Origin of the sequence: Silvanigrella paludirubra, from assembly GCF_009208775.1 — a bacterium.
GTDB classification, from domain to species: Bacteria; Bdellovibrionota_B; Oligoflexia; order Silvanigrellales; family Silvanigrellaceae; genus Silvanigrella; species Silvanigrella paludirubra.
In genome coordinates, this window is sequence record NZ_WFLM01000009.1 from 18,319 (window position 1) to 33,101 (window position 14,783).

The window sequence follows — 14,783 nt, forward strand, 5'->3', positions numbered from 1 at the left end:
TGGGTAAAACTTTCCCGTTACCTTTGAAGCCTATAAATTAATTTTAAAGCTATGAATTCAATTTTTAGATACTAACTGTCATGAGAAAATTTTTAGGTACCTTAAAACGCTTTAAAATGATTTTGTTTATTTATTATGCAATTTTCTTTTTTTGGATATTTAAATGCCACTCAAAACCCATTGCATCAAGAATTTCAGAAAATTTTGTTAGCGAAGGTTCTCGCTTTCCTTCTTCGTATTGAGAATAAGAAGTTCTTTCGCAACAAAGATCAATCGCAACTTTAGCCTGTGATAGTCTTTCAGACTCACGAATATTTTTAAATATTAAAGAAGTAACATGTTTTGAATTGAAAAATTTAACTGTGAATTTATTATTAGAAATTATTTCGATTTTAAAATCATCATCTGAAGCTTCACCTTTAGAAATTCCCTTTAAAAGCTGCAAAAGTCTTTTATTCAATCTTAAAAATAGATCTTCCTCTGTTTTTCCGAGCTCGATTAAATCAATAAGCTGAATCTTAGCGCTCCATACCTCGCTACCAAATCCAAAGCTTCCTTCTAAATTCATCTTTACCTCCAATTCTAATTTTTTTAGCAGTCAATTGACGGCAAAGCAAATTAAAATTTTTTAAAATGGAAATTGATTTAAATTTTTGCAATTATGATTTCACGAGGTGAAAAATGGATGATCAAATTTTAGTAACAGAATCAGAAATTGAAAATGTAAAAAAAGAATTTGAAGGATATGTAAATAAAATAGCAGAGGTAAGTAATTATTTAAATAACGAATTGGAAGCCTCTTTTGTTTTACTCTCAGCAGCAAGAAAAAATATTGATTTAATTAAAGCAAAATATGAACTTGATTTTCCTATAGCATCAGAAGTATATAGGAATTTGTCATTACAGGTAATTGATTTTGAAAATGAGATTGCAGCCCATCTAAGCGTAGGAAAAAAATAAAGTATTTTTTAAATTATTACCGTGCATATTTGGAGTTATTCGTATGTGTAATAATTTTGATAATATAGAGAATCAAGCAAGGATAAATTTAAAAGGAAGAATTGATATAACAAAAAGGGCTAGAATGATTGCTGAAAAGAGATTGAAATTTTATTCTTTTTGGTTAAATTTTGGAGTTGGTTTTATTTCTATAATGAATATATTTATAACTATATTTATGTTAATTTATAAGAAAGACGTTCATTCTAATGATGTTTTAAATTTAGCTGTTATTTTTTATTCTTTATTATTAATTATTGTATCTTTAATAATATGGAATAGTAATTTTGAAGTTAGATCAGAGAATTTTAGAAAATGCTATTTAAAATTAGATAAATTGATGAGAATTGATTTTGAAGAAAAAAGTTTAAATGATATTGAAAAAAAATATCATTTAATTTTAGAAAATTTTGATAATCATCATGATTTAGATAATATAAAAGCAAGAATTTTATTTAATAGAAATTCAAATAATATTCCATTTAGCCTTAATATATATGATAAAATATATTACTACTCTTTAAAAATAATAACATATTTATTATATGTTTTTATATTAATAAGCCCTTTAATAATAATTTATATATTCAGATAATACTTTTAGACAGTCCGTATCTATCCTCTTAACTTATCTCTAGGGGGGATTTATGAAAAAAGCTCTAGTTAAAGCTCAAACAAAAAATAAACAAACAATTACAAATTTAGATGGCTGGCAAGATGTTAAAAGAGGTTTAAATTCTTTTAAAGATAAAAGAACTTCAATTATGTTAACTGATTTCTCAGTTAGTAAATCTTATTCTGATATACTTTATAAAACAGATAGCCTTGCAAAAAAAATAGTGAACGAACCAGTTGAGGATTCTTTAAGAGAAGGCTTTAATTTTGTTTTAAAAAGAAAAAAAGAATCTGAAAAACTAAACCATGAATTTAAACGCTTGCTTTTAAGAAATAAAATTGAGACCGCTTGGAAAGATGCAAGAAAATATGGTGGATCAGTTCTCTTGTTTGGATTTGAAGATGGGCTTACATTAGTTGATGAATTAGAAATAGATAGAATAAAAGGTATAAAGTGGATACTTCCTTTTAATAAACATCAAATACAGGCAGAAGGAATTGATGAGAATTTAGAGTCATCAAACTTTGGTAGACCTTTGTTTTATAAATTTAATTATTCAAATAATTTTAAAGAAAAAAACAACACAGTTGAAAAATTTCACGCCTCAAGATGTATTGTTTTTGATGGAGATATTTTAGATTATGAGAGTTTTAAAAGTAAAGGGTTTTTTCATGAAAGCATTCTAACTTCAATTTATCCAGCTCTAAAAAACTATAATATTGCGCATGAAAGTATTGCGGCCGCTTTTCCTGAAATATGGCAAGGGATTTATAAAATTCCGTCATTTATGGACGCAATAGCTTCTAGTAATGAAGAATTAGTTAAAAAAAGAATTGAAGTCATGGATGATATGCGTTCAAATTTTCGGGCATTAGTTTTAGGAGAAGGTGAAGATTTTGATAGGAAAGCTTTATCATTCGCTGGAATTCCTGAACTATTAAATAAAGTGACAGAAAGACTTGTTGCTGTAGCAAAAATGCCTCACACAAAATTATTAGGTGAAGGCAGCCAAGGAAACACTAGCGGACGCACAGAACAAACAGAATGGTACGATATTGTATCTCACATTCAAGAACAATATCTACAACCTAAATTGGAAACTATTGGCGAATTCTTAAAACAGTATTTATGCCAAGATAAAGAGCAGGAAATCCAGATTGAATTCAATTCTCTTTATCAGCAAGACCCACTTAAAGAAGCAGATGTTTATCTTAAATATGCGCAAGCTGACAATCTTTATATTACTAATCAGACTATAGATCCCCATGAAGTAGCACAATCTAGGTTTAGTGGACTTAAATTTGGAAATAGAATTATTCTTGATAAGAAGATAAGAAAAGCAAATAAATTAACTTCTGAGATTCCAGAAGACAAAGAAAACAACGAGTCAGAAAATGAATAGCATTCAATTTATTGAATATGCTCTTTTAAATTCAAAACCAAATTTAAAAGTCAGAATTCAAGCTGAGCCACCAATATCTTTAGAACGTCAATTTCAAAATGAAATTTTAAATTTAGCAAAGCCGTTTTTTAAAAAATTTAGAAGTGATTTACTTTTAAAATATGACATTTGGAATGATAAATATTCTTTAAATTTAGATTCAGAAGATAATGAAGAAGATAAGAGTGATATAGAGATTTTTTTTAATAATATTTTGAAAGGTATCGGAATTTATTTCAGTTATAAAATCTTAAAATCTTTAATTAGTAAATTTTCTCAAAAAATATTAATTTATTCTAAAACTAAGTTATCAAATCAAATGGAAAAAATATTTAAATTAAAACCATTTTATAGTCAAGAAAATTTAAAAATATCAATTAATTTATGGGTTGAGAAAAACATCACAAAATTGAATAGTAATTTAATTCAATGTGTTCAAAACAGTAAAATATCTATTTATTCAATGTTTGAAAAGGAAGAAAAAGGAAAAGAATTTTTTAAAAAACAAGTGATTGAAAATCAATTAAAATTTGAATCTTCAATTGCTTTTTTTGCCCGTGATCAAGTTTCAGGTCTTGATGGGCTTTTAACAAAAATTTTGCATGCAGAAATTGGGATGGATAATTTTATTTGGTCTACATGCAGAGACGATAAGGTAAGACCTACTCACAGAGCATTAGAAGGTAAGCTATGTTCTTGGTCTAACCTTCCGAAATTAAACGGTATTTCTGTCTTTCCAGGCTCTGAAAATTGTTGTAGATGTGTAGCTCGCCCAATAGTAAGTCATAAATTAATTTAGACAGTCCGTTCTCCTCTGAATAATTTTTAAATGATCTGAAGAAATTATTCTTTGATCATTTGGAGAATTTTATTTAATGGGTGCTAATGTTTTTCCTAGCTATTCAAGGCAGGTCACTAATTATACTTTACAAAGCGAAGAGAGTGAATCTATTAATTTGCAAGGTCTGCAATTTAATTATAACGAGTCACAATTTATAGCTACAGTTAATAATAAATATGAAAAAATTATAAATTTTAAAAAAGAAGGGAGTAATATATTTTTTGAAACTGATTCTTTGTTAATCACGCCAGATATTAGTAAACCCACTACTAATATTATTGTAAAAAACAAAACTAAATCAGTCTTTTCCTATACATTATATGTTGTTCCATGGCTAGATATTTACCAAGATGAGATTAATGAAATTAAAAAATCTTTATCTAATAATTCATTTAATTTCTCTAAAACATTTCCTTCAATTGAGTTTGTTCCATCAAATATAGTTTCAACATTAACACACAATTTGGATAAAAGTGTTTCAGAATTAACGGTAAATGTTTTTGATTTTTCGGAAAATCCTACTATAAAAAGGCCTGTTTACGGAAAATTTGTTGGCGGTATTTTTCAAATTGGTGACATTGTTATTTCTCAAAATCAAGCAAATCCAAACAATGCAATTGACGTTAAATTTAATTCTGAAGTAAAGCCAAGTTATTGTTTGTTAAAATTAGAAGGTCGAAGCTTAACTCTTGAATTATTGGATAGTCAAAATAAAAATTATAACTATTCAAATAGAAATTTAGATCAAGGAACTTCTGAATTAATTAAACACAATTTAAATATTGATGTTTCAACTTTACCTATACACGTAAAGATTGAGTATTTAGTAAATGGAAAAGCTGTTTTCGTTCCTGCAAACAGACCAAGAACATTAAAATTTGGTAAAATTGGAAATAGCACATTAGTTAATTTATTAAATCAAGATATTCTTTCTGATAATGGTAACATTAGTTTAATTATTTCATCCGAAAATCCAAATAAAGAACTTAAAATTGAAAACAATGTAAATTTAGTTTCAAATAATTTTAAATCAATTGGATACACAATTGATGTTAGTGAAGTTTTTATAGGTTTAACTTTGCATATAGAGCTTGAACATCTTTAAGAAAGTAAAAAGATAAAATATGAAATCAATTGAATTATCAAATATAAATGATGTTAATAAATTAGAAGAAACGGTTAAGAAAATTATTGGAGTTCCTTTAGGGGCTGCAATTTCTACTTTTCCTAGTCTTGGTGGCTATAAATGCGAGGCATTAGAAATAGCTGATAGCTACGGATTTGTTCTTTGTAATGGACAAGAAATAAAAGACAAAGATTCAATTTTTTTTGGAAAAAAAATTCCAAATTTAAATAACAATTTATTTTTAAAAGGTTCTTTACAAGATAATACAACGCAAGGAAATAAAGATCACAAAGCTGATTTTGATCATACGCATATTTATTCACATACGCATAAATATTGTGAATATCAAATAAAAATAAATGAATCACAAAAAGTATTAGAACAATATTTTTATACTACTGCCGATAAAAATGAACAACCAAATCAGAACATTGTTTTCCAGTACTCAGGTATAGCAAGCAGTGGAGGAAGTGGCGATGCTATGAGGCTTTTAAATTCACCTTCCTCATTAACAGAGATGTTCACATCTGGCGTATTCGGAGACGCTATAAATGGTGTGCTAGAAAATGCTCAAACATCAAAAGTAACAGATTATAATAAATTAAATGTCGAGCCAGAAAATATTACAACAGTATATATTATGAGGGTTAAATAAAAATGAGAAAAATTATTTTAAGTTGTTTAAGTTTATTAGTAATATCTTGTGGTGGAAAGGCTTATGCAGATTGTGCTACTGCGCCAAATGGTGGAACAGTTTGCACGGATTCTAGATCTAAAAGTTTAACTATGACGGCATATGAAATTGCAAGCAGCGGTAATGCTTGTCTTGGAACATCTCCAGATTGGTATAATGCTTATAAGAGCGGATCAAAATGGCACAAATATTGTGGCTACAATTCGGGAGTTTATGGCGATTCGTGGACATATTCGGGGGTTTGGTCAAACTCTCCTTATGGAATTATTGCAAAAACAAACCTACTGAACTATAAAACAAATGCCTCAACAGTGAAAGTATTTGGCCAAGCTAAAGTAATATTTAGAGCTCGGAATAACGGTTATATGGGTGAATGGAATGGACATGTTGGTTCTCATCCAAATAATGGGAATTTTTTTATTGTAGAATTAATCAGTACTGATGGCACTGTTTTAGCAAGAAATTCTTACGGTCCTCAAACTATTGTTTGGGATTCTCCTATGTTGATATCTTTAACAGCTGATATAAATAAAGATGATTTAAAACAATTTTATTTTAAAGCGTATACTTCTGTTCCGAATAATACTTGGACCGCACCAATTCCATTAATTGAAATTGAAAGAATTTTTTTACAAGCCCAAGATATTGGTGAAGTGTACAAAACTCAGGTTAGCTTTTCCGAAATTAAACATACTGCAAAACCAATTGCTAAAGGAAATTTTAAAAATAGATTAGCAGAATTAGCGAAAAATGACACATCACCGGACCAATATTTTAGAAATAAATACATCACAATGTATGGAGAATTACCATGAAGAAATCTATTGCTTTATTATTTAGTTTAATATCATTTCAAAACTTATACGCTTTAAACATCGGTGATAAGCTCATGAATTGTGAATATAACTCAGATGGAACTTACGATTTTTGTAAAGCTGTAACTGGAGAACTGGAAAATATCCCTTCACTCAAAAATAGAAGTGATATTAATTTAAACTATGATATAACATATAATTATAGTTGTAGCGATAATATTAGCCAATATATTGGTGTTAGATCAACTTCTGGAAACTTTGCACAATTCAAATATGACGAAACAAAGTTAAGAATTACTTCAGCAGGTAAACTATCAATTGTGGATATTAATCCTTACAAAACAAAATCAGCTCAATTTGTTCGAGACTGTAATTTGCATATTAAGGAAATAAAAGCAGATTTAACCCAAGAAACAGTTAGCAGCTTAATAAAAGATGCTTGTTATATGGGAGTTTTAAATACGCAAATTTCTCAGTCTCAAATTATTATTTATTTAGCGCAGAGCATGATGAATAATTACGGAACATTACCTATTAACCAATTAAAAATGCAGTTAAGAAATTTGCAATTTGGCTTACAAAGTATATCTGTACAAAATAACAAGAAACTTTCTCAGCAAATACAAAATATAATTGGAAATTCATCTACTAATGATCAAGTAGGTACTTTAAATTATATATTAAAAAATAGTTCATCTTGGGGTGTCGGGTCTGCCTCTTTGAAAAACAGTCTGACCATTTTATACAGTAATTTATCGACAATTATGGCTGATATTTCTGATACAAGTCGAGATAGTATAAATAAGCTGTATGCAAATGGTGAGAGTATTACAAATTCTTATAATGATTTTAAATCTGCTAAACTACCTCTTGAGTACTTAAAATATCAATACTCATTATCAAGAGGAGAAGATTCTAGTAAATATAAAGCTCCATCTTGCTTTAATTCTCCTTAAAGTCAAAATAACAGCCTTCGCTTTCTCTAACGTTAGGATTGGTAGAAACGCCAATCCTTGTAAAAAAGTCACTCTGCTCGAACCATCCAATTTTTTTAGTAAATTGAGGGAATAATATTAGACCTGTTACTTTGCAGCCATTTTTAATTAATTTTGCATTTATAGGTGAATAGCTACTACCAAAAAATTCTGCTTCATATTCTGTTGTTTCTGTGCAATCTATAGTTGCTTTTATATCATCGCCATTTTGTAAATGAGCTATACCTGAGTAAGTAATTTTGACTAAATTATAATCTAATTTTTTTACGTTAATATTAAAATTTCCAGAAATATTTGAATAATAAACACTTATGGGTCTAATATTTTCTCTTAAAAATGTCCTGTGATCTGTATAATCAACCTCAGAAATAGTATAATTTTTTCCTTGTCCTACTAAACTAACAGCATCTACATCTTGTTTTATTTCTGGAACAATAGGAGGTTTTGGGGGTAAATTAATGGCTGGCATTTCTTTACTAGGATCATAACTTTCTAATGAATTTTCATTATTAATATTATTTTTTTTGCCGTTTTTAACACCACAACCTACTATCATCAATGATGCTGCAATAAAAAATCCCTTTTTTATCATTTTAAAAATCTCCTAAACAGATTCTATAATAAATTATATTTACAATATAGTCTTTTAAAACAGTTAATTAGTAGCATAGATATTTTTAGCGCGCAAGATTATTAGGGAAAACATTTAAGAGTATTTTTCAAAAAGTTTAAGCTTCATTTTGAGAATTTTTTTAGAATGTATGTTAAAATCTTTTCCATTTTTTTTGATTTCAGAATACTTTTCTTTAAGATAATTTGAGTTATACAATGAAAAAATAGTTCTTCCTATCTTTTTTGAAGAAGTCGATTTGATTTTCCATAATTTAAAAAACATAAAAAGATTAGATGTAGATGTATTCATTAAAATTGATAACTCTTTTATTGTATAATCTTTATCGTTTTCAGATAACAAAACTAACTCAAACCACTTTGCCCTAGGTTTTTGTCTTGTAAATCTCATTTATATTTTTATTAACCTCATACTCAATTTGATCGATAATATCTAATTCAGTTTTTAGTTCTGGATTTATTTTTGATTCAGTTATTAAAAATAAATCAAGTTTTTTTTCTAAACTATGCTCGCCTTTATTAAGGGTTTTTTTGCAAGAAAATATTTCACTTTTGTAATAATTTTTTTCAAGATATACTCTTTTTTTATAATGAGAAATAATATCTTTGCCGAGAAAAAAAGCTCTTCTAGTTGTTTTTTTGATTTGTAAATAATAAATTGGCTTAATGTTTAATCTTCTGACCTGACCTTCGATTTCATACTTTTTTTTTGATAACACAACTTCTAAATCTTCAAATGAATATTCAAAATCTTCTTTTAAATTCAAAAATTCTTTAGTCCAAGGTGCTAGTTTTCTGCCTCGTTTAGTCATTCGGTTCTCCCTGAGGGAATGTTTAGAGGAGCGGACTGACACAATTCATCTTTTAATTCGTCAGTCCGCTCTGCTGCTTTTATATTGCGCATAGGAGGGCTAAATGTCAACTGGGTACAATTTTGTAAAATTAAATACCGACAAACCAGAAATAACATCACAAGGATTTTTAAGATGCAAAGTTGCAGCAAGTAAAACAGGAGTCTTCACTTACTACGATAAAAAAGGGAATATTAGAAGAGAACTAAGATTACCAGAAGAAGTCTTTAATAAAGATAGCATGGCTTCTTTAGCAAATATTCCTTTTACTAATGAACATCCACTAGAAGCTGTAAATGCTTTTAATTCGAATAAATATACAAAAGGTTTTACAGATTCTGCAGTTCAACAAAATAAAGATTTACTAGAAACTTTTGTAACCATTACTGATGCAAAAGTAATTCAAGATGTTTTAAATGGAAAAAGAGAAGCATCAGGAGGGTATTCTAGAGATCTCGAATATAAAAGCGGAGAATACAACGGAAAGCCTTACGACTGTATACAAAGAAATATCCGCTACAACCATTTAGCTCTCGTAAAAAAAGGAAGAGCTAATAAAGATGAAGAATTAGCTAGAGTAAAATTAATATTAGATTCAGCAGATTTTGATGATGATTTCTCAATAGAAACACAAGATGAAAATTTAAATAGTTTAGATAAAAAAGGAGAAAAAATTTCTATGAAATTAAATTTAGATGGCAGTGAATATGAAGTTGCAGATATAAGTTTAGGAATTGCTATGCAAAATAAAATAAGCAGCGATTCTATTAAACTAAATGATTTAAAAAATGCAAATGAAGATTTTAAGAAAAAGTTTGATGCTGTTAGTGCAGAAAAAGATGCTCTTAAGCTTAATTTAGATTCATTAAGCAATGAAATTAATGAATTAAAAAATGTTCCAAAAATTGATGATAAATTGATATTAGAAAAAGCAAATGAATTAATTGAAGTTAAATCTTTTGTGTCTAAAGCTTTACCAAAACTAAATCTTGATGGACTTAGTGCTGAAGAAATAAGAAAACAATTTGTTACTGAAAAATTTGGAAAAGAACATGTTAGCGACAAATCAATTGATTACATTAGAGCTTCATTTGATGCATTTAAGAAATTAAATAACGTTACTAATAATGATGCAGAAGCAAAAGCAGTAGCAGGTCATTTCCAAAATAGCACTAATGATTCAAAATCTTCGGCAAGAGATAGTTATATGAAAAAATTTACAGAAAATTATTAAATTTAAGGAGAATATTATGGGTTATAGCATGTATATGGATGTTGCTTATGCTGGTCAATTAGCAGATATAAATACATATATATCAAGAACATATTCAGCAAGTGAAGTTATTCCTGCAGGTACTTTAATAGCAAGGACAGAACAAGGAAAAGAAATAGCAAAAAAAGCAACTAAAAAAGAAGATGAAATATTAGGAATATGCTTGAGAGATACTTCAGGAATTAATGATGGAATAGAAGGATTTAAAGCAAAATCAGCGATTGCTGCAATAAGCTTCGGATGTGTTTATGTTGTAGTTGAATCTGATGTAAAGTCTGGACAATCTGTTTATGTAAGAGTTGTAGATGATGCAAGCCTAAAAATTGGTGGATTTTCTGGAAAAGAAGATGCAACAAAAGCAAACACATTAAAAGTAAAAAATGCAAAATTTGTTACTTCAGCCCAAGCTGGAAAAGTTGCACAAATAGAATTACTTGGTGGACTTGAATTACTTGCAGTTGTATAAATAAGGAGAAAGTAAATAAATGAATGATACGATTTATGTTGAAGAACAATTAACAAATATTCTTCCAAAAACTTATGAAGCAAAATTTCCAAATTTAAAAGCAAAAGAAATATTTCCTGTTGATTACTCAGATGGCGACGGTGTCGATATCATAGAATGGATTTCATATGATGCTAGAGGCATAGCAAAAATTTTAGCTAGTTATGCTGCTAAGGATATTCCACGAGTAGATATCAGTGGAAAAAAGAATTTTACTCGTGTTTTTACAGGAGGAGCTTCTTTTGGATATTCTGTTGATGATATAAGAAAGTCTCAAAAAACAGGAAAATCAATTGATGCCAAAAAAGCCTCCACTGCACTGAGAGCTAATGAAGAATTAATTGAAAAAATTTCATTTAATGGAGATGATAAGCATGGTATCGTTGGAATCTTAGCACATCCAAATATTCCAAGATTTTCTACTTTAAAAAATGCTGCTACAAAATATTTATGGAAAGATAAAAATCCTAAAGAAAAATTAGACGATTTGTATTCAATGTTTAATTCTATGACTAAAACAACTAATGAATTGGAAACACCTGATTCAATAGCTTTGTCTCCAGATATTTATAATTTATTACATGAAACGCCTTATTCCGATAGAGATTCTACTCCAATTGTTGAAACATTTAAAAAAGCTAAACCTGAAATTAAAAATTATTATAAAGTACCATATTTTGCTAAAGCTGGAGCAAACGAGACAGATATAGTCATGATGTTTAAAAAAGATTCTGAAAAAATATCATTAAAAATTCCTCACGAAACAGAATTCATGCCTCCTCAAGTAGATGGATTAGAGCAAGTTGTATTTACAAGATTAAGAATAGCAGGAGTTGTTGTTTTTATGCCTTTTTCTTGTCTAATTGGTGAGGGATTTTAATGAAAATTAAATCAAATTTTAATTGCGTTCATTACTTTGAAGATGTGGCGATATTGCCAAATGTAAATGATATTAGTGATGAAGATTATAATAAAATTAAAGATAATCCTGTTTTTAAATGTAAGCTTGATGAAGGTTTATTTGAAACTAAATATGAATTTAATCTTCAAATTTTGACTCAAGCAAAAGCTATTAAATCTGTTAACGATTGTATTGATATAAATTTACTAAATAGTGAGCTTGAAAAAGAGACAAGAGAAGCGGTTAGAAAAGCGATCTTAAATAGAATAAAAGATATTTCAACACCAGAAGAAGTGAAATAAATGGAACTTAATGCTGATTTTTTTAAATCAATATTTCCTGAATTTAAAGATTATGAAAATAAAATAATTCAATATTTTATTGATTCAAATTCTAAGAAATTAAATAAAGATTTTTATAACAATGATTGGGAAATAGCTGTATTAAATTTATCAGCACATCAAGCTTTATTATCTAAAAAAGGTTCAAACAAAAAAGGTGAAATAGTTTCTGAAACCATTGCTGGAGTGGACAGAACCTATAAAACAAGTCACACAAATCCAAATGATTCTTATTTTTTATCAACTATCTATGGTTCTGAGTATCTGAGGATTAAAAAGGAAAATTCATATTTTAGAGGTTTCACTACATGAAAGTTTCTATTAAAGAAAAAATAAATATTAATTTAAAAAAGAAACTTGGTGAAATTTGCTCATATGAAGCTAAAGTTGGAATAAATGAAAGAGATGCTCAAAGAAAAAAAACATATTTTAGTTATTCTGAGAAAAATGGAAAGCAATTAAAAGTTTCAAAAGAAGTTACACTTGGAGAAGTAGCTGCAATTCATGAATTTGGAGACCCTTTAAATAATATTCCTGAGCGTTCATTTTTAAGAGACACATTAGAAATAAAAAAAGATGAAATTATAAATAACATTAAAGAACAAATAGAAACGGCAATAAAAAGTAAATCAAGTGCAAAAATGGCTGTTAAAGTGATTTCTAATGATTTTCTGAACAAGGTTCAAGAAAGAATTTTAGATGGAATCGAGCCACAGCTAAGCTCTGAGACAGTTGAAAGAAAAGGTCATGATTTATCATTAATTGATACTGAACAGCTATTTGACTCTATAAAAAGCAGGGTAAATAAAAAAGGATCTTCTACATGAATATTTTAGAAATGATGGAGGATAAGCAAATAAATATTAAAATTTTAAGACAAAATCCTGCTAGATTTGAAAGAGGGAGAGAAATAAAAGGCTCTGCTAATCAATTTGAATTAATTGGTTTTGCTTCTCCTACAAAAAATAATTCCTCCACTCAAAGTCAAGGGGCTTATTCTTTTACCTCATTAGATATTTATACTAATGAAGAATTATTAACTGATGATAATGAAAATACAATTGCAGATAGGGTCATTATAAATAATAAAAAATACAAGATTTTAGGATGTAATTTTTGTCATGATTTTTATATCTCACATGGAGAGTTAGAAAAATGATCAGTTACATCGAAACTTTTAAAGATTACTTATATGACTGGCTCATTGATTTTGGTGAAGTGCGCTTTGCAAATCAATCTGTAGGAATTCCAAAATATCCTTTTATTATTTGCAATATTAAATCAATTAATAAAAAAGGATTAGATCAAGAAATTCTGAATTTAAAAGATGATGAAGTTTTAAGATATGGTTCTAGAGATTTTAATATCTCAATTGATATTTATGATAATGAAAATGGAAATGCTAATGAAATTGCACAAAATATAGCGGATTCTATAGATTCAAGAACTACAAGTTTATTTTTTAGAAAAATAAATTTTGTTTTAAATAGTGATGTTAAAATTATTGACTTAACAACTTTAATTAAAACAAAATTTGAACAAAGGTTTCATATTGATTTACTAGCTAAATATACTTCAAATATTAAAGAAAAAATTGAAACAATTGATTTAAACAAAATTAAAATAAAAGGAGAATTTAACTAATGGTATCAGTTAGCAATGTAGTTGAGGTTAATTTATCTCGACAAACCGCTGTTCCTAAACAAGAAACGTTTAACGTTCCTCTTATATTAGGTTTTAATAATTTACCTGCTTTTAACGATAAACTCGCATTAGAATTTTATGACCCAAGTGAGTTACTTGATCCTAGTATTGGATTTATTTCAGCAAGTAAAGAATATTTGATGGCACAACAGATTTTCATGCAAGAGCCATCAATTAAAAAATTTGTCGTTGGGAAAAGAAAAGTAAGCGTTGTAAATTCAACAGATGCTTCAAAATCTGTTTATAAAATTACAGATGATATAGAAGAAATTATTAGAGCTAATAACAATTGGTATGCACTTTTTTTATCTGATTTTTCAGAAAAAGACGACTTGATGCCAGCTTGCAGATGGATTGAAGCGAGTAAAAATAAAATTGCTTCTTTTAGATCTACTGATAAAACAATTTTAGATATTTCAAAAAATTCTGACATAGCAAATACTTTAGCAGCGGTTGGATTTAATCGATCAATATTGACTTATCACGCTACAAATAATGAATTTGTTGATGCTGCAATTTTAGGGAAGTTTTTATCAAAAGAAGCAGGAACGTATTGTCTTGCGCATAAGAATCTAAATGGGATAACAAGTCAAAATATTTTGGATAGAGAATTTAAAGCAATTCAAGGAGCTTCTTGTAATGTTTATACGGATATTTTAAATACTCCCACATTTCAAGACGGTCGTGTATTAAATAAAGTCACTAATTTTATAGATAACACAATTGCAGAAGATTCTCTTAGAGCAAAGTTGCAGTCAAGAATTTTTGGGACACTTTCATTGGTAGACAAAGTTTCTTATGACAGTGACGGAATTTTAATAATTGAAAATCAAATAAGATCAGTATTAGAAGATTTTGAAAAGAAAAAAGCTATTCTTAAAGGTTGGGAAGTTCGGGTTCCGAAATTAGAAGAAATAATTAGAAAATATAAAGAAGACAGACAAAAAAGAGAATTAAATAACATTTGGTTTAATGCAACTATAAATGGAGCAATTCAAAAGGTTTCAGTAAATGGATTTATTTCTTACTAATTAATATAGAAAGGTTTATT

Annotated in this window: 21 protein-coding genes; 17 read left to right on the plus strand and 4 right to left on the minus strand. The window is 28.0% G+C overall.

Annotated elements, in window-relative coordinates:
* Positions 1 to 133 precede the first annotated feature (133 nt).
* Entirely contained in the window at positions 134 to 568 is a 435-nt protein-coding gene (locus tag GCL60_RS16820) for a helix-turn-helix domain-containing protein (protein ID WP_153421844.1), read from the minus strand.
* Between the two features lie 113 nt (positions 569 to 681).
* Here GCL60_RS16820 and GCL60_RS16825 point away from each other — a divergent pair, with 113 nt between their 5' ends.
* From GCL60_RS16825 to GCL60_RS16860, 8 genes are all read left to right on the plus strand, one after another.
* Positions 682 to 960 carry a hypothetical protein gene (locus GCL60_RS16825; protein WP_153421845.1) on the plus strand — a complete coding sequence of 93 codons (279 nt, stop codon included), beginning with the start codon at positions 682 to 684 and terminating at the stop codon, positions 958 to 960.
* 43 nt (positions 961 to 1,003) lie between these two features.
* Complete coding sequence (locus tag GCL60_RS16830) at positions 1,004 to 1,594, plus strand: SLATT domain-containing protein (RefSeq protein ID WP_153421846.1); 591 nt, start codon at positions 1,004 to 1,006, stop codon at positions 1,592 to 1,594.
* A 52-nt stretch (positions 1,595 to 1,646) separates the two neighbouring features.
* Positions 1,647 to 3,017 carry a phage portal protein gene (locus GCL60_RS16835; protein ID WP_153421847.1) on the plus strand — a complete coding sequence of 457 codons (1,371 nt, stop codon included), beginning with the start codon at positions 1,647 to 1,649 and terminating at the stop codon, positions 3,015 to 3,017.
* Complete coding sequence (locus GCL60_RS16840) at positions 3,010 to 3,855, plus strand: phage minor head protein (protein WP_153421848.1); 846 nt, start codon at positions 3,010 to 3,012, stop codon at positions 3,853 to 3,855. Before GCL60_RS16835 ends, GCL60_RS16840 begins: the two co-directional genes overlap by 8 nt.
* A gap of 76 nt (positions 3,856 to 3,931) precedes the next feature.
* Positions 3,932 to 5,002, plus strand: a complete 1,071-nt coding sequence (locus GCL60_RS16845) for a hypothetical protein (protein WP_153421849.1) — start codon at positions 3,932 to 3,934, stop codon at positions 5,000 to 5,002.
* A 19-nt stretch (positions 5,003 to 5,021) separates the two neighbouring features.
* Entirely contained in the window at positions 5,022 to 5,678 is a 657-nt protein-coding gene (locus GCL60_RS16850; RefSeq protein WP_153421850.1) for a hypothetical protein, read from the plus strand.
* A gap of 2 nt (positions 5,679 to 5,680) precedes the next feature.
* Positions 5,681 to 6,532 carry a hypothetical protein gene (locus GCL60_RS16855; RefSeq protein WP_153421851.1) on the plus strand — a complete coding sequence of 284 codons (852 nt, stop codon included), beginning with the start codon at positions 5,681 to 5,683 and terminating at the stop codon, positions 6,530 to 6,532.
* Positions 6,529 to 7,488: a hypothetical protein gene (locus tag GCL60_RS16860; RefSeq protein ID WP_153421852.1), complete on the plus strand. Its 960-nt coding sequence runs from the start codon at positions 6,529 to 6,531 to the stop codon at positions 7,486 to 7,488. Before GCL60_RS16855 ends, GCL60_RS16860 begins: the two co-directional genes overlap by 4 nt.
* On the opposite strand, the gene GCL60_RS16865 is transcribed toward GCL60_RS16860, so the two are convergent.
* The 3 genes from GCL60_RS16865 to GCL60_RS16875 all read right to left on the minus strand — a co-directional run bounded on the left by GCL60_RS16865 (position 7,475) and on the right by GCL60_RS16875 (position 8,969).
* Positions 7,475 to 8,119, minus strand: a complete 645-nt coding sequence (locus GCL60_RS16865; RefSeq protein ID WP_153421853.1) for a hypothetical protein — start codon at positions 8,117 to 8,119, stop codon at positions 7,475 to 7,477. The two genes, GCL60_RS16860 and GCL60_RS16865, sit on opposite strands and share 14 nt — an antisense overlap.
* A 114-nt stretch (positions 8,120 to 8,233) precedes the next feature.
* Complete coding sequence (locus tag GCL60_RS16870) at positions 8,234 to 8,548, minus strand: hypothetical protein (RefSeq protein WP_153421854.1); 315 nt, start codon at positions 8,546 to 8,548, stop codon at positions 8,234 to 8,236.
* The gene (locus tag GCL60_RS16875) at positions 8,523 to 8,969 is read right to left on the minus strand and encodes a hypothetical protein (protein WP_153421855.1); all 447 of its coding nucleotides are present in this window, start codon (positions 8,967 to 8,969) and stop codon (positions 8,523 to 8,525) included. Before GCL60_RS16875 ends, GCL60_RS16870 begins: the two co-directional genes overlap by 26 nt.
* A 103-nt stretch (positions 8,970 to 9,072) precedes the next feature.
* Between GCL60_RS16875 and GCL60_RS16880 the strand changes: the two genes are divergently transcribed.
* From GCL60_RS16880 to GCL60_RS16920, 9 genes are read left to right on the plus strand one after another with little or no spacing between them, the layout of a single operon-like run.
* Positions 9,073 to 10,242: a DUF2213 domain-containing protein gene (locus GCL60_RS16880; RefSeq protein ID WP_153421856.1), complete on the plus strand. Its 1,170-nt coding sequence runs from the start codon at positions 9,073 to 9,075 to the stop codon at positions 10,240 to 10,242.
* 16 nt (positions 10,243 to 10,258) lie between these two features.
* Complete coding sequence (locus tag GCL60_RS16885) at positions 10,259 to 10,747, plus strand: structural cement protein Gp24 (protein WP_153421857.1); 489 nt, start codon at positions 10,259 to 10,261, stop codon at positions 10,745 to 10,747.
* 19 nt (positions 10,748 to 10,766) lie between these two features.
* Positions 10,767 to 11,666 carry a major capsid family protein gene (locus GCL60_RS16890; protein ID WP_153421858.1) on the plus strand — a complete coding sequence of 300 codons (900 nt, stop codon included), beginning with the start codon at positions 10,767 to 10,769 and terminating at the stop codon, positions 11,664 to 11,666.
* The gene (locus tag GCL60_RS16895) at positions 11,666 to 11,989 is read left to right on the plus strand and encodes a hypothetical protein (protein ID WP_153421859.1); all 324 of its coding nucleotides are present in this window, start codon (positions 11,666 to 11,668) and stop codon (positions 11,987 to 11,989) included. The genes GCL60_RS16890 and GCL60_RS16895 overlap by 1 nt, the downstream gene beginning before the upstream one ends.
* A complete protein-coding gene (locus GCL60_RS16900; protein ID WP_153421860.1) occupies positions 11,990 to 12,340 on the plus strand; it encodes a DUF4054 domain-containing protein in 351 nt (116 codons plus the stop codon).
* Complete coding sequence (locus tag GCL60_RS16905; RefSeq protein WP_153421861.1) at positions 12,337 to 12,855, plus strand: hypothetical protein; 519 nt, start codon at positions 12,337 to 12,339, stop codon at positions 12,853 to 12,855. The genes GCL60_RS16900 and GCL60_RS16905 overlap by 4 nt, the downstream gene beginning before the upstream one ends.
* Entirely contained in the window at positions 12,852 to 13,187 is a 336-nt protein-coding gene (locus GCL60_RS16910) for a hypothetical protein (RefSeq protein WP_153421862.1), read from the plus strand. Before GCL60_RS16905 ends, GCL60_RS16910 begins: the two co-directional genes overlap by 4 nt.
* Entirely contained in the window at positions 13,184 to 13,672 is a 489-nt protein-coding gene (locus GCL60_RS16915; protein ID WP_153421863.1) for a phage neck terminator protein, read from the plus strand. The genes GCL60_RS16910 and GCL60_RS16915 overlap by 4 nt, the downstream gene beginning before the upstream one ends.
* Complete coding sequence (locus GCL60_RS16920; RefSeq protein WP_153421864.1) at positions 13,672 to 14,763, plus strand: DUF3383 family protein; 1,092 nt, start codon at positions 13,672 to 13,674, stop codon at positions 14,761 to 14,763. Before GCL60_RS16915 ends, GCL60_RS16920 begins: the two co-directional genes overlap by 1 nt.
* Positions 14,764 to 14,783: the final 20 nt, after the last annotated feature.

Excerpts from the sequence above, each read along its gene's own strand:
- GCL60_RS16820 (WP_153421844.1), bottom strand. The coding sequence starts at position 568 with ATGAATTTAGAAGGAAGCTTTGGATTTGGTAGCGAGGTATGGAGCGCT.
- GCL60_RS16825 (WP_153421845.1), top strand. The coding sequence starts at position 682 with ATGGATGATCAAATTTTAGTAACAGAATCAGAAATTGAAAATGTAAAA.
- GCL60_RS16830 (WP_153421846.1), top strand. The coding sequence starts at position 1,004 with ATGTGTAATAATTTTGATAATATAGAGAATCAAGCAAGGATAAATTTA.
- GCL60_RS16835 (WP_153421847.1), top strand. The coding sequence starts at position 1,647 with ATGAAAAAAGCTCTAGTTAAAGCTCAAACAAAAAATAAACAAACAATT.
- GCL60_RS16840 (WP_153421848.1), top strand. The coding sequence starts at position 3,010 with ATGAATAGCATTCAATTTATTGAATATGCTCTTTTAAATTCAAAACCA.
- GCL60_RS16845 (WP_153421849.1), top strand. The coding sequence starts at position 3,932 with ATGGGTGCTAATGTTTTTCCTAGCTATTCAAGGCAGGTCACTAATTAT.
- GCL60_RS16850 (WP_153421850.1), top strand. The coding sequence starts at position 5,022 with ATGAAATCAATTGAATTATCAAATATAAATGATGTTAATAAATTAGAA.
- GCL60_RS16855 (WP_153421851.1), top strand. The coding sequence starts at position 5,681 with ATGAGAAAAATTATTTTAAGTTGTTTAAGTTTATTAGTAATATCTTGT.
- GCL60_RS16860 (WP_153421852.1), top strand. The coding sequence starts at position 6,529 with ATGAAGAAATCTATTGCTTTATTATTTAGTTTAATATCATTTCAAAAC.
- GCL60_RS16865 (WP_153421853.1), bottom strand. The coding sequence starts at position 8,119 with ATGATAAAAAAGGGATTTTTTATTGCAGCATCATTGATGATAGTAGGT.
- GCL60_RS16870 (WP_153421854.1), bottom strand. The coding sequence starts at position 8,548 with ATGAGATTTACAAGACAAAAACCTAGGGCAAAGTGGTTTGAGTTAGTT.
- GCL60_RS16875 (WP_153421855.1), bottom strand. The coding sequence starts at position 8,969 with ATGACTAAACGAGGCAGAAAACTAGCACCTTGGACTAAAGAATTTTTG.
- GCL60_RS16880 (WP_153421856.1), top strand. The coding sequence starts at position 9,073 with ATGTCAACTGGGTACAATTTTGTAAAATTAAATACCGACAAACCAGAA.
- GCL60_RS16885 (WP_153421857.1), top strand. The coding sequence starts at position 10,259 with ATGGGTTATAGCATGTATATGGATGTTGCTTATGCTGGTCAATTAGCA.
- GCL60_RS16890 (WP_153421858.1), top strand. The coding sequence starts at position 10,767 with ATGAATGATACGATTTATGTTGAAGAACAATTAACAAATATTCTTCCA.
- GCL60_RS16895 (WP_153421859.1), top strand. The coding sequence starts at position 11,666 with ATGAAAATTAAATCAAATTTTAATTGCGTTCATTACTTTGAAGATGTG.
- GCL60_RS16900 (WP_153421860.1), top strand. The coding sequence starts at position 11,990 with ATGGAACTTAATGCTGATTTTTTTAAATCAATATTTCCTGAATTTAAA.
- GCL60_RS16905 (WP_153421861.1), top strand. The coding sequence starts at position 12,337 with ATGAAAGTTTCTATTAAAGAAAAAATAAATATTAATTTAAAAAAGAAA.
- GCL60_RS16910 (WP_153421862.1), top strand. The coding sequence starts at position 12,852 with ATGAATATTTTAGAAATGATGGAGGATAAGCAAATAAATATTAAAATT.
- GCL60_RS16915 (WP_153421863.1), top strand. The coding sequence starts at position 13,184 with ATGATCAGTTACATCGAAACTTTTAAAGATTACTTATATGACTGGCTC.
- GCL60_RS16920 (WP_153421864.1), top strand. The coding sequence starts at position 13,672 with ATGGTATCAGTTAGCAATGTAGTTGAGGTTAATTTATCTCGACAAACC.